Source organism: Paraburkholderia sp. SOS3, from assembly GCF_001922345.1.
GTDB lineage: Bacteria > Pseudomonadota > Gammaproteobacteria > Burkholderiales > Burkholderiaceae > Paraburkholderia.
The window spans coordinates 375,190-388,341 of the sequence record NZ_CP018811.1 but is presented as its reverse complement, the minus strand read 5'-3'; the positions used below and the strand labels follow the sequence as shown (position 1 = coordinate 388,341).

9 protein-coding genes, 2 pseudogenes and 1 other annotated feature are annotated in these 13,152 nt (G+C 56.7%); of the genes and pseudogenes, 2 read left to right on the top strand and 9 right to left on the bottom strand.

The window, feature by feature from the left end:
* Positions 1–46: 46 nt before the first annotated feature.
* Positions 47–262, bottom strand: a pseudogene (locus BTO02_RS01760) (IS3 family transposase); the annotation flags it as partial.
* Positions 263–408: 146 nt separating this feature from the next.
* On the opposite strand from BTO02_RS01760, the gene BTO02_RS01755 reads away from it, so the two are divergent.
* Entirely contained in the window at positions 409–873 is a 465-nt protein-coding gene (locus BTO02_RS01755; RefSeq protein WP_075155552.1) for a GFA family protein, read from the top strand.
* Here BTO02_RS01755 and tnpC read toward each other — a convergent pair.
* The 8 genes and pseudogenes from tnpC to BTO02_RS01710 all read right to left on the bottom strand — a co-directional run bounded on the left by tnpC (position 841) and on the right by BTO02_RS01710 (position 11,205).
* Positions 841–2,445 carry an IS66 family transposase gene (gene tnpC, locus BTO02_RS01750; protein ID WP_075155551.1) on the bottom strand — a complete coding sequence of 535 codons (1,605 nt, stop codon included), beginning with the start codon at positions 2,443–2,445 and terminating at the stop codon, positions 841–843. The two genes, BTO02_RS01755 and tnpC, sit on opposite strands and share 33 nt — an antisense overlap.
* A gap of 32 nt (positions 2,446–2,477) precedes the next feature.
* Positions 2,478–2,828: an IS66 family insertion sequence element accessory protein TnpB gene (tnpB, locus tag BTO02_RS01745; RefSeq protein ID WP_075155550.1), complete on the bottom strand. Its 351-nt coding sequence runs from the start codon at positions 2,826–2,828 to the stop codon at positions 2,478–2,480.
* A complete protein-coding gene (locus BTO02_RS01740) occupies positions 2,804–3,343 on the bottom strand; it encodes a transposase (RefSeq protein ID WP_075155549.1) in 540 nt (179 codons plus the stop codon). The genes tnpB and BTO02_RS01740 overlap by 25 nt, the downstream gene beginning before the upstream one ends.
* Before the next feature lie 79 nt (positions 3,344–3,422).
* Positions 3,423–4,440 (bottom strand): annotated as a pseudogene (locus tag BTO02_RS34065) (IS3 family transposase); the annotation flags it as partial.
* Positions 4,043–4,159, bottom strand: a sequence feature (AL1L pseudoknot). It overlaps the preceding pseudogene by 117 nt.
* A gap of 47 nt (positions 4,441–4,487) precedes the next feature.
* Positions 4,488–7,550, bottom strand: a complete 3,063-nt coding sequence (locus BTO02_RS01725; RefSeq protein ID WP_075158523.1) for a type I restriction endonuclease subunit R — start codon at positions 7,548–7,550, stop codon at positions 4,488–4,490.
* Between the two features lie 2 nt (positions 7,551–7,552).
* Positions 7,553–8,275, bottom strand: a complete 723-nt coding sequence (locus BTO02_RS01720; RefSeq protein WP_075155548.1) for an abortive infection family protein — start codon at positions 8,273–8,275, stop codon at positions 7,553–7,555.
* On the bottom strand, positions 8,268–9,545 hold the full coding sequence (locus tag BTO02_RS01715; protein ID WP_075155547.1) for a restriction endonuclease subunit S: 1,278 nt from the start codon (positions 9,543–9,545) through the stop codon (positions 8,268–8,270). The genes BTO02_RS01720 and BTO02_RS01715 overlap by 8 nt, the downstream gene beginning before the upstream one ends.
* Positions 9,535–11,205: a type I restriction-modification system subunit M gene (locus BTO02_RS01710; protein WP_075155546.1), complete on the bottom strand. Its 1,671-nt coding sequence runs from the start codon at positions 11,203–11,205 to the stop codon at positions 9,535–9,537. Before BTO02_RS01710 ends, BTO02_RS01715 begins: the two co-directional genes overlap by 11 nt.
* A 772-nt stretch (positions 11,206–11,977) precedes the next feature.
* On the opposite strand from BTO02_RS01710, the gene BTO02_RS01705 reads away from it, so the two are divergent.
* Positions 11,978–13,036, top strand: coding sequence for a tyrosine-type recombinase/integrase (locus tag BTO02_RS01705; RefSeq protein ID WP_075155545.1), 1,059 nt, complete (start codon positions 11,978–11,980; stop codon positions 13,034–13,036).
* Positions 13,037–13,152: the final 116 nt, after the last annotated feature.

The window sequence follows — 13,152 nt, the reverse complement described above, 5'->3', positions numbered from 1 at the left end:
CGTCAAGCTGTTTGAACCGCACCGGGAATCGTGGAGGCCGGTTGGGTTAAGTTAATGCAGGCACGTCAGCGGCATTTCTGAGTTGCCTGTAGTAGTTTGCCTCAGCCTCGGCGGGCGGGATATAGCCGAGCGGTTCCATGAGCCGACAATGGTTGTACCAGGCGACCCATTCGAGAGTTGCCAGTTCGACAGATTCCCTCGTCTTCCATGGGGCGCGCCGATGAATCAGTTCCGTCTTGTACAGGCCGTTGATCGTTTCAGCGTATCCGGTCATTTAACGACGCCTCTCGATCGGAACGCCCAATGCGCTGGTAGGGTGGTTGCGTGTGTCGCCGATGACCTTCAGAATGCGGCAGACCGGTAGCAGGTCAAAGCGTTCTGGCAAGTCAGTCATGGGAGCAAGTCACGATGCCGGCACCCTATCTCGGTACCTGTCTGTGTGGACAGATCAGATTCGAGCTTCTCGCCGATCCGTTAACGTTTTATGTCTGTCATTGCACAGACTGTCAGCGCAGAACGGGCGGCGCAGCATTGCCTGTAATGTGGGTTCGTCGATCTGACATCAAAGTCATTGACGGTGTGCCAGCCCTTCGGGTCTTCGATCTGGGCAATGGAAAGCAACGGCGCAGCAAGCTATGCGAGCGATGTGATACCCGATTGTGGGCAGAGCCTGCAGATAAGCCCGACATAGCCGTCCTGAGACCCGGCGTCCTGCTCAATCAGAGCGAGTTTGAGCCCGTCGCACACCTCTACGTACGGAGCAAGCAGTCGTGGTTCTCCATTCCCGAAGGTGTTGCGCAGTTCGAAACGCAACCTGGCCAGCAGGGAGAACTGCTGCGTCTATGGCAGCAACGACACAGTCGATTGAGATGACTCCCCGGCAGCGAGAGTTTGCGACCGTCGATGGACAGGCTCGCTCCAGGGCAAGAGCGCGGCGTAGTCGTCGGCCGTTTCAGCGAGCGGCAGTTTCATGAACAGCCAGGCGAGATAACGGTACGCATCGATGCCGTTCGCCTTGCAGGTCTCGACGAGCGAGTAGAGATTTGCACTGGCCTGCGCGCCGGCGACGGTGTCCGAGAACAACCAGCCCTTGCGGCCAATGACGAATGGCCTGATCGCGTTCTCACACAGGTTGTTTGAGATCGGCCAGCTTCCATCGTCGATGTAACGGACCAGCTTGGGCCACTGCCCACTCATGTATTGCAGAGCTCTGCCGAGCAGACTCGACGGCATGACGGTCAGCAGATGCTCAATCATCATGCGTTCGATGATGGCAAGCACGCGGGCGCTATATCGAGCACGTAGCCGCTGCCGACGTTCAGGCTTCCACTTTGTGCTGCGCGCCTCGGCGGCGAACAGCTTGCCGATCAGCACGATGAACCGCGTAGCCAGCAGGTCTCGTGTGCGAGCCGCCTTCGGCACGTTCTCTTCTGCCTTGATGAAGCCGCGACGCACATGCGCCCAGCATCCGAGATGCACAAGCTGGTGATCGTGCGCGATGCCGTTGTACAGCTCGTAACCATCGGTCATCAGCACGGTGCCGGGCTTCACGCCAGCATAGAGCCGCTGCGCGTGCTGTGCACCTCGTCCCGGAGAGTACGAGAACATCCGCACGGGCGGTCCCGAGCCGTTGACCTGCGCCCACAAATAACTCTTCGCCTGTGGTCGTCGTCCCGGTTCCTTCAGCACCTGGAAGGTCGTCTCATCTCCATGGATGAGCTCAGATTCGAGCAGCACGTCACGCATCAGGTTGATGACCGGCTGCACAGCTTGCCCTACGCGCACCACGCTGGCAGCCAGCGTATTCGACGAGATGTCGCCACCAAAGCGACGTAACAGCGTCGCCTGCCGGTACAGTGGCATGCCGTACTGATACTTGCCGGTGATGATCCACGCCAGTGCCGATTCCGTGAGTAGCCCGCGCGGGATGATCCGTGCCGGCGCTGGCGTGACCTTGATACCCAGATCGCAGCAGGGGCATGCGTATTTGACGCGCTGATGCTGAATGACGCGTACCTGCTCGGGAACCACGTCGAGCTGCTCACTTGTCTCGATGCCGATCTCGATGAGCGCATGACCGTCGTGTGCGCAGAACCGCTCCGATTGTGGCAGCTCGTGCCGAACAACTTCGCGAGACAGGCCTGCATCAAGCGGTTTGCGACCGCGCTTACTACGGCTATGCCCTGCGACCCGTGTGGAGGGTTCGTCCTCGCGGGCCTGCACGGCTGCGCCTGACGCCAGGGACTCCGCTTCGTTGAACAGGCCGAGCTGGTCAGCATCGCGTGCTTCGCTTGATGCTCCGAACAGTTCATGCCTGTAGGCGCGTAGCCGTTCCTCCGCCAGATCCCGCTCGGCTGTGACCAATCGCAGTTCGCCACGCAACGCATCGCGCTCGGCGAGCAGCGCCTGATACTCCTCGGCACTCAGCGTGACATCGTTTGGCATGGTCTGTTAGACCGTACTGCCGCGGCGCACGTTCAGCTGATCCGTTCGTAATAACGTCGGGGATGCTTCTGGATAACGGCAAGGTCAATGCCGTCGAGTAACCAGTGGAGTTGCTCGACGCTGAGTGTGACCGTGTCGCTTCCATCTGGCCATATGAAGCGGTCGGCCTCGAGCCGCTTGAGGAGCAGCCAGAATCCATTCCCGCCCCAGCCGAGAATCTTGATACGGTCACGACGCCGGTTGCCGAACACGAATAGAGCCGATGTCATTGGGTTCAGGCGCATCGCCTGTTCAACCAGGATCGACAGTCCATTGATGCCCACGCGGAAGTCGACCGGATCACGATGCAGGTAGACCTTCAGCCCTTCGTCGAACCGGAACACGGCAGCCTCCCGAGCATCTGGACGATTGCCGTCAGTTCTTCGACGTTCGCTTCCCCCAGGTCGAACTCGACGCCGTTGGTCAACCGCACGTGTAACGCGACGGTCATCGACTGCGAGGATGCTCGGGGTACGCAAGGAACAGTCGGCGGTGCCGGTGCCGTAGTAACAACGGGAACAAATGCATGTCGTGCTCTTTCTGCCGATGGCTTTTGCATCGACGCATGCGGGACCTCTACCTTAACTGGCTCGGCCATCTCAATCGTGGCTGATGATCCCGACTCCACGCGGCCCGACTGAGGCGACGATGGCGCAGCATTGTCGCGCTGCATGAGGTACTTCGTCATCCATTTGCGCAGCAGGTTCGCATTGATCCCGTGCTCCAGGGCGAGTCGCGCCACTGATGTACCGGAACTCAACGCGGCTTCGACCAGCGCGCGCTTTGCGTTCTCGTCGTATCGGCGACGTCCATCCCGGTTCTGCCGTACTACTCTTAACTCTGAGTGATTGTCAGTCATGGGTGTCCACCTATCTAGGTGGACACCCTTTTCTCATATATCGTCGGTCGCTACGAGGGTGTCATTAATTGACCGCATACGTTTCAGCCAGCGCGTTATCGTAGCTGTCGCCACGGCTGCCGACGGACGGCTCGATACTCGCCTCGGCCAAACGTTCACTGTAGCGAATGCTGACGTATTGAGCCCCCCTATCGGAGTGATGTATCAAGGTCCCGTCGGCGCCTGGTTGGCGTGCGTACAACGCCTGTTCAAGCGCATCAAGAACGAAGTCGGTGGTCATCGACGAACTGACGCGCCAGCCAACAATACGGCGGGCGAATACGTCGATCACGAACGCCACGTAAAGCCAGCCTTGCCACGTCGAAACGTACGTGAAATCCGACACCCAGAGCTGATTCGGCCGCTGCGCCTTGAATTGCCGGTTGACCCGGTCAAGCGGGCGCGGTGCGCTCTTGTCGGCGATCGTGGTGCGAATCCGCTTGCCGCGAACCGCACCACGCAGACCTTGCAGCTTCATCAGCCGACCGACCATGCAGCGCGCGACCACAATGCCCTCGCGCAGACCTTTGGCACTCCGTAGACCTGCATGTTGGCCTGCCAGACACGCCTGATCTCGGGTTGCAGAATCTCATCGCGTTTCGCGCGGGCGCAGCGTCTGGACGGATCGCGAAGCTGTGCCGCGTGGCGTCGGTAGCCCGACGGGGCGATCCGCAAGACCTTGCAGATCGGCTCGACCCCGAAGGTGTCGCGATGCTGATCGACGAACGCCTTCAGGATTTGAAACGGCGGTCGAGCTCCGCCTGGGCGAAAAACGCGCTCGCAACCTTGAGAATCTCATTGGCGCGACGCAGTTCCTTGACCTCGCGCTCCAGGGCCTTCAGCCGTTCGCGTTCGTCAGTGGTCACGCCATCGCGCTCGCCCTGGTCAACCTGATCACGCTTGATCCATTCGTGCAGCGTCTGCGGCGTACACCCGATCATCGGCGCAATCGATTCGACCGCTGCCCACATCGACGGATGTTCGCTACGCTGCTCGCGCACTAAACGTACTGCACGCTCGCGAACCTCTGGGGAAAATTTGGTTGCCTTCTTGTTCATGGCTCCATTGTCTCAAGAGTTGGAGCCTTCACAAAATCCGGTGCGGTTCATTCTTCGTCAGCCTCGGCTGCAGACGACTCTGCCTGGCGTAGGACGAGTTGCGTCGCATCTTCCGAAAGGTCAGGAGGATATCCATACTTGGCGAGCAGCCGGCGCACGCTTCTCCTCAGCCCAGCCCGCACCGATTCGCGTTGCGTCCAATCAAGCTTCGGCATCTTCTTTACCATTTCGGTCAGTTCTCGAGCCATTAGCCTAAGCGTGTCGCTCTTCATAACCTCTTTGGCCGACCCGTTCTCCGCCAAGGCGTCGTAGAAGGCTGCCTCCTCAGAGGTCATACCGAGCTCTTCACCGTGACGCTGAGCTTCGCGTATAAATTTTGCCAAGTCTAAGAGGCGGGAAATCATTTCGGCCGTCGTGATTGCCTTGTTGGTGTATCTCAACATGGCATCTTCAAGCGCCTCCCGAAATTTCTTGCTCTGGGCAATGTTGGTTCGCTCAGTGACTCGAATCTGATCAGTCAACAGCTTGCGCAGCGTCTCCAACGCTAAGTTCTTTTGCTCCAGCGCTGCGACCCGCTGCAGGAATTCATCGCTCAGAATGTCAAGGCGCGCGGCATCGAGACCAGCGGCCGCGAATAAATCAATGACCTGGTCTGCGTCGACGGCAGCGCCGATAACCTGTCGGACCGCCATATCCACATCACGCTGATGCACTCGTCCCGAACTACTCGACTCATCCGCCAACCGCTTTCGAATGATCGCTGCAACATGCTGGAAAAATGCCAGATGTTGGGCTATCGCTTCTGTTTCGGCACGCGGTACGGCCAATGCAAAAGCTTTCGACAACTCCTTCACCAGGACACGCAGACGCTGCCAACCATCTGATTGCGCAAAAACATGGTCCACGGCTGCTAGGTACACTTGCAACGCTGTGTGCGGATCAGCATTCAGCGCGGTGCCGTAATCGCAGCCGTGGAAAAAGTCGCGCAACTTCTCGAACGCGGCCAACATAGCTGGCACAGCCTCTTCCTGCACCTGCTGAACCGCCTCGCCGGTACCACCAGCTTGAGTGTAAATTGCTAGCGCGTCAGCCAACTGGTCTGCAAGACCAAGCATGTCGACGATCAGGCCGCCGGGCTTGTCGCCATACACACGGTTAACGCGAGCGATCGCCTGCATCAGGTTGTGGCCGGCCAGTGGTTTATCCAGATACATCGTATGCGCAGGGGGGCAATCAAACCCTGTCAACCACATATCGCAAACAATCACCAGTCGGAACTCGTCATCCGGATTTTTGAACCTATCCGCCAACCGCTTGCGGGCGGCCTTACTACGAATATGGCTACCCAGCGGCTCAGGTTCGCCATTCTCGCCGGACACTACAACCTTCATCACACCACGTTCGTCGTCGGAATCGTGCCACTCCGGCCTCAAAGCTTTTATCGCCTCATACAAACGCGCAGCGATATCCCGGCTCATTGTCACAATCATCGCCTTGCCTTCCATCGCAGCACGGCGCTTTTCCCAGTGCTCTACGATGAATTCGGCAATCCGCTCAAGTCGTTCTGGCGCTCCTACCAGCGCTTCCAGTGGGATGCGGATCTGATTAGCAACTTCTTCTCCTGCGGCATCTGCTTTAGCGGCCTCCTCGAGTTCGGCTTCCGCAGTTGCTGCGCCGGCGTCATCCACCGTTAATTTGATGATGCGAGACTCGTAGTACAGCGGCTTCGTCGCGCCGTCTTCCACTGCCTGACGAATGTCGTAAACGTCCGCATACTCACCGAAGACGTGAATGGTGTTTTTGTCGTCGCGCTCCAACGGAGTTCCGGTAAAGCCGACAAAGGTTGCGTTTGGAAGGGCTTCGCGCATCCACCGCGCCCCCCCTTCAACGAAACCATATTGACTGCGGTGCGCCTCATCGGCTATCACCACCACATTCGAGCGATCGGAGATTTTGCCGTGAGCTTCCGTGAACTTCTGAACCGTCGTAAACACTACGCCACCTGAAGCACGGTCAAGCAACGCCTTCAGATGCTTTCGGCTTTCCGCTTGGATCGGCGTTTGTCGCAGCAATGCTCGACCCGCAGCGAAAGTGCTGAAAAGCTGGTCATCCAGATCGTTCCGGTCAGTAACCACAACGATAGTCGGGTTTGCCATCACCGGTTCGCGAATCAAGGAACCAGCCAACATCAACATAGTCAATGATTTGCCCGAACCTTGCGTGTGCCAAACCACGCCACCGCGACCATCACCCACCCCGAGGGGGGGCTTCAAGTTTGCTTGCACGCTCTCACACGCCTTGCGAACGGCGCGGAACTGATGATATCCAGCGATCTTCTTCGCGATCCCTCCGCGTTCATCCTCTTCGAAAGTTATGCAGCCCTGCAGGTAATACAACAACTGCGAAGGTTCGAACAGCCCTCGAATAAGAGCCTCTAGCGTCGGGCGACCGCCTTGAGCCGAGCGCCAAGGCATAAATCGGCTCGGACCACTAGTAATCGAACCCACTCGGGTGAGCAGGCCATCGGAAGCAACCACCAACAGATTCGGCACAAACAAGTCGGGAGCGCTTTGCATATAGCGCTTAAGCTGATCGATCGCGCCGTTCAAATCTGCACTGGGATCAGTCGGATCCTTAAGTTCGATCACTGCGACGGGCAGACCATTCAGATACACGGTTAGATCCGGACGGATGACCTTTCCCGACGATGCGACCACCGTAAGTTGACGCACCACCAGCAAATCATTCTTGCGGGGGTCCTCCAAATCCAGCAGACGCGCACGCCTACCGCGGGTTTCGCCACTTGTACTGTCGCGGTACTCCACCTCTACACCATCGGTAAGTAGCGAGTGGAACCAACGATTGTTCTGTATGAGTGTCGAGTGCGGGTGACGAAACACTGCCCGAATGACCTGCTCACACGTATCGTGTGGGAGCATCGGATTCAGTCGATGGAGTGCGGCGCTGAGCCGCCCTTGGAGAATACATTGCGACGAATCGCCGCGCTCGCCGGCGTTATCGACGTCTGCGCCGCTTGTTGTCGTATACCCAAGCACCCCGAAATAGGCCGTAGCGACATCCTCAACGAGTCGCTCAGTTGGTGAGGTCATAGTCATTCCAATGCCCCATTTGCGTTGGCATCGTCCCCGCCGTTCATTCCTTCACGCTCAAGAAATTCGTTCAATGCCGTCTTGTATGCTTCACGGTCAGCATGGAACAGCACACGACTCGGCAGCAGCTCCAGCTCGCCGAATTTGACAACTTCATAAGTACGATCAAAGGCGTCGTTGAAGTCCGTGTGATCCTCGTAGTACACACGTACCCCGGGCGCTTGGACCAGCGCATCCCGGTGAATGCGGTATAGAAACGAGACGATAGTGTCAGCGGCCTGGGCAGCAAGTGTGGCTTGCCGCAAGTCAAGTCGAGCAGTAAAGGTATCTCGTCCATGCGACGCCAGCCCGTAGTTGTTTCGAAGTTCGCACAACCCCTGGATGGTTTGCAACAGTCCACGAATGGTCTTTTCTACTGACTCGCGCGCTTTTTGCGGATCTGGATGGTTGCGCGGAAGAAGGGATAGCCGATTCGTTGTCTCGCGTAACAACTTCGGCGCGTCCCAGTTAGGATCGGCCGGCTGACCGATGTCCGCGAGGACAGTCTTACAAACCGACTCCACTAGTGTTTTGGAGAGATCAAATGCAAAGTCGGGTACGCTCTCCAACGTGTTCTCGATCGCTGTGATCTGCTGCTCAATCGCCTCTGCGATCGGGCCTTCTGCCAAAGCAGCACGAGCCCCGGTCATCTGAAAGCGAAAATGTGCCGTAATGGAATCAGCCATGAGCAGCCTCTACACGCACATTTCCATTCAAAAGTCGGGGCAGCAGATAATCACGAAGAATCAAAAGATTACAAGTTTCCGCCTCCTTGGTCGCGACCAATTCGTCAAATGGTCGCACCAGGTCCTCAAATGCCTTCTCGATATTTTCAGTGGGCACAAGGAACGGCATATTGGAGAGAAATTGCTTCGTAACAGATTTAAAAATCGTTCCATCTCCAATCGCATCTTCTTCCGCAAAAACATGTGCGAGCTGATAAAACAAGAACGTCTGATGAGCATTGCGATGCCGCAAGCCCGCCAAACCACGGCCAAGGACAAGACGGCGATCCGCGACGTTGATACGCCCCACAGGCGCACGTACAGAAAGAAGAATGTCACGTGGTTCTGCAAGTCTTCCGTCAGTCGTGCAATAAACACGGTGTGTCGGAAAGCGAAATCCGTAATCTGAAACGCCTTGATGGAACGGCAATCCATCACCATCCAAGTTATAAAACTCAGAAGATGGTGACTGCCCCATCGTAAGGTGGGCCACTTGGTTCAAAGGCTTCGCTTCCCACCCTTCCGGTACCGGTCCAAATTCCGAATCAATGAGGCGAGTTGAGAGCGCATCGAAGACGGATGGCGGCATGGAAGGAAACGAATTTCCGCCGGCAGCCTTGATTTTTACTGGCTCAAAGTCGACAAACCAAGCACGAAAAATCGCTCGAGCGAAATAATCCAATAAGCGCGTAATCCTCCGGTTATGAGCAACTTTGTCATCGAGATTTTTCAGTGCATTACCAATAGCAGCTTGCACTTCCATGCTTGGCAACGAAATTCGCAGCCTAGAAAGCATGTCATTGTTCAAACTCGCTCTCGTAGAGAGAGAGGACATTGCCGTGACATCACGCCTAAATTGCGGGCCGCGAAAGAAGTAGCCAGCATATTCCGGCACGATATTGCTCCCCGGTTTGGGCCGCAATCGTTTCGAAAATCCATTAAATGTCGCGAACGGAACGTCTCGGAGAGCCACGCAGCTCATACCGAGTTCGTCCATTGTTTCGCTTGTTCGGGTGAGGAAAACGTCCCCTCGTCGGATATCGCAGGCGATACGCTCCGCATCCGTTGAGTTGACCAAATCGCCAAGCTCATCCGGAACGAACAAATTGTAGAAAACGTCCTTAAAAGTGAGAAATGGATACCCTGAACCGAATTCAGATCCGGATTTTGATAATCCAGATCGAAATTCATAAACATCGCTCAAAAAATTGTCCACTTTCTCACTCGCCATCCCGCAATCTCCCCAGCGTTTCACGCACTACCGCTGTCAACCTTTCCCCTTCGGCGAAACACTCCTCCAGTTCTGCAAGTAGTCGCGGGTATTTCTCCACAAACGGCTCACTATCCTCTTCTTGCGCCTCCGCACCAACATAGCGCCCCGGGGACAGGACGAAGCCGTGCTTCTTAATGTCCTCCAAGTTGGCAGCCTTGCAGAAACCAGGGACGTCTCGATAGTTCCACGGGCCGTGGGTCTCGTCGCCCCACCAATCAGGCTTCGGCTCACCGCGCCATTGACGGAAAGCGTAAACAATGCGGCCGATATCCGTGTCCCGATTAGGATCCCCCGAGCCACCAGGCAACGTTGTTTCCCCATCCTCGCAGCCACTAAGCACCCGCAGCGTCTTGGACTGCAACGTGCCCAGCTTACGAGCGTCAATAAACAGCGTTTCGCCCTTGCGATCACGGCCACCGTATTTGAGATTCCGACCGGTCTTATCACGGGTCACGAACCAGAGACACACGGGAATACCAGTTGTAAAAAACAATTGGCCAGGTAAGGCAACGATACAATCTACTAAGTCCGCCTCAACGATACGCTGCCGGATTTCGCCTTCGCCACCGATATTGCTGGAAAGCGAGCCGTTGGCCATGACGAAACCGGCAACGCCTCCACCATGTCCATTGGGCGGCGCAATATGATGAATAAAATGCTGAATCCACGCGTAGTTCGCATTGCCTGCCGGCGGTACGCCGTAGCGCCAGCGCACGTCGTCCTGTAGTAGCTTGGCAGACCAATCGGATACGTTGAAAGGCGGATTGGAAAGGATGTAATCAGCCTTCAGATCCGGGTGGAGATCTCGCAGAAAGGTATCGGCAGGTTGGGGACCGAGGTTGGCCTCAATTGAACGAATGGCGAGGTTCATGTGGGCCAGCCGCCATGTCGTCGGATTCGATTCTTGACCAAAAATGGAAAGGGCGGTTTTGTTGCCACCATGTGCTTCAACGAAGCTTTCGGATTGCACAAACATACCGCCTGAGCCGCAGCAAGGATCGTAGACCCGCCCCTCGTAGGGTTCGATCATTTCTACGAGCACCCGGACAACGCTGCGTGGCGTGAAAAATTCACCACCCAGCTTACCCTCGGCCTGAGCGAACTTCCCGAGAAAGTATTCATATACCCGGCCGAGGGTGTCACGCGCCTTCGCGCGATCACCCTTAAAGCCTATGTCCGCGATGAGTTCGATCAGTCCCTTGAGTTTGATCGGCTCGATCCCGCGGCGAGCATAGTCGCGTGGAAGCTTGTTCTTAAGGTTCGGGTTATCGCGTTCGATAACAAGAATTGCGTCGTCGATAAGCGTTGCGATGTCCGGGCGGGCGGCTTGGTTCTGAAGGCTAGCCCAGCGTGCCTCCGGGGGCACCCAAAACACGCGCTCAGCCGTGTATTCATCGCGGCTCTCGAGCAACGTCTCCTGTTGAGCCCCCGTGATTCCGTCGGCCGTCAGCTCGGCCTTGAGGTCTTCGCGCCGTGCCTCAAAAGAGTCGGAGATATATTTGAGAAACAGGAGTCCAAGCACGACATGCTTGTACTCGGCGGCGTCAACTTGACCGCGCAAGGCGTCAGCCGATTTCCAAAGCGTGTCCGTGTAAGCGACTTCGTTGTTGTTGGCCATATGTGCAACTTTTGACTTTGCTCGTGATGGGGGACAGCCATCGCTGTCAAGACTGGCCGGCGACGGGCGGACTTCCCCCAGAATCGTTGAATTATATCGGTATCTCAACATCTACTTCGGTAGATTCAGCGCTTTTCCCGCCAACTTAAGGAGATTCTGGCTGCAGTCATCCATTAGCACCAAAAGGTCACTAGCGAATGTTGCTGAACGAGCACAACGAAAGCGGGATACCGAGGAGACGGAGCACAGGAGGCGCGAACAGAACGTGAAGGACCGAGAAATCCAGCAAAAGGCCGACGAGGAAGCGCGCCGCCGTCTAGCACTTGTTTCTGAAGTCGAGGACTGGCATCGAGCGGAGCTAATCCGTGCCTACCTTTTCCGTCCTAGACAACCGTCGATCGGCTGGAAGCTATGTGACAGACGGTTATGAGCAGTGGCGGGACTGGGCGCGCAGGATTGCCGATGACTTTGACCAAAGCCATCGCAGGGTTGGCACCCCCGCCCTCGCCGGCGCCCTCCGCCCGCTGAGAGGGGCAGATCGAGATGGTTCCAGACGGATCGAGTCCGGTTACATGCTGGTTACACAGCACCCGTAAATGAAAAGGGTTACAGGCAAATCACCTGTAACCCTTGGAATTCTCTGGTGGAGCGGAGGAGGATCGAACTCCCGACCTTCGCATTGCGAATCAGAAGGCCGCACGCTGTGTTAAAGGCTTGTTGACCCATATTCGAATTTTTGGGACACTGGCGGGACAATCCACTCCCAGCGACCATGGCAACGTTCACCAAGCGCGGCGATCTTCAGTGGCAAGCAAAGATACGCCGGAAAGGCTACCCCCAACAGTCAAAAACGTTTGACACCCGGGCTGATGCAGAGAAATGGGCACGTGCCATCGAACGAGAGATGGACCGCGGTCGCTTCGTCAGCAGCACGGAGGCTGAAAGCACGACATTCACAGAGGCACTCGACCGCTATGAGCGCGAGATTGCGTCGAACAAGCGGGGCGCAGTACAGGAGAAATCAATCATTCGCATGTTGCGGGACTCATGGCTGGCCAAGCGATCGCTCGCTGGAGTAAGGCGTGCCGACATCGCGAAGTTGCGCGACGAATGGTGCGAGACGCACAGTCCCGCAACCGTTGTACGCCGCCTCGCGGTCATTTCACATCTATTCACGATTGCGCGGAAGGAGTGGGGACTGGAAAGCCTTTCCAACCCGGTCGAGCTAGTTCGCAAGCCGACAGTGAAGAATGAGCGCATCCGCCGAATTTCCAACATCGAACCAGACACACAAAGGGGCACGTCGACCGACGAACTTGCTTACGTAAAGGCAGCGTCCGCGTCTGCTTACTTGCCAGCACTCATCGACATTGCAGTCGAAACAGCGATGCGACGAAGTGAGATGATCTCGCTCGGCCCAGCACAAGTTGACTTAACAAAGCGCGTTGCTCGGCTCGCCATGACGAAGAATGGCACTGCGCGAGACGTTCCGCTCTCGAGCAAAGCGGTTGCCGTCTTTGAAGAGCTAAGCAAAGATGGGCGTGAATTGTTTTTCCCTCTTCGCGCCGACGCAGTGACCCGGGCCTTCGAAAGAGCGGTCGCACGAGCACGTAAGACTTATGAGGGGGATTGCGCCAACAATGGCGTGCCGCCCGACCCCCAATTTCTGATCGACTTATGTTTTCACGACTTGCGGCATGAGGCCACTTCTCGGCTTGCCGAGAAATTTCCCCTCCATGAGCTGGCGAAAATTACAGGCCATCGCGACACGAAGATGCTGATGCGGTATTACCACCCCAAAGCCGAAGACCTCGCCAAAAAACTTGATTAGAAGTCGACCCTTGGCATCAGTCGAGCACCACCCAATAGTTCCAGCGGACTTATCGGCCGATTCAACGCGAGGATCGAACTCCCGACCGCAATACAGGTAACCGCCTCCCGAACGAG